Genomic DNA, 452 nt, shown 5'->3' with positions numbered 1-452 from the left:
TCTAAAACCCGTGCCTTAGCAGACCAGTTACCTGAAAGCGAAAAGACTATCATATTAGTTGAAAAAGAGGCCATATTAGCGCAAGCCGCTAAACCTGATGGCAGTTTAAGTTGGGGGATGGGAATTCATTTTACTGGTGATAATGAAAGTTATTATATTAAGGTCAAGCCATCCTATACCTTTAATCTTCCCTCAATATTATTTGATGCATCAAAAGCACGGACGTTATCAGACATCGATATGGGTAAAGTGAATGGGGGGATTAATGGAAAAATACAAACCAAAGGCAAACAACCACAATGGTATAGCTTAACGTTGGAAGATAAAAAGTATTTAATGAGTACTTACCCGTCACGCTATCCAGAGTTAAAGCTGTCAGATATTCCAGATATAGTTGAACTGATTAGTGGTGGACAGGGGCAAGCGATTAGGTTACCGAGTGTGTATTCTAA

1 protein-coding gene is annotated in these 452 nt (G+C 38.9%); it reads left to right on the top strand.

Features of this window, described 5'->3' with window-relative positions; translation table 11 throughout:
- Window positions 1–452: hypothetical protein (locus GQ589_RS11885; protein WP_160426465.1), on the top strand; the 452-nt coding region annotated here is incomplete at both ends.

It is taken from the genome of Gilliamella sp. Pas-s27, assembly GCF_009795865.1.
Lineage (GTDB): Bacteria > Pseudomonadota > Gammaproteobacteria > Enterobacterales > Orbaceae > Gilliamella.
Note: the sequence above shows the minus strand (reverse complement) of the source record. Positions and strands in the feature narration are given on the sequence as shown.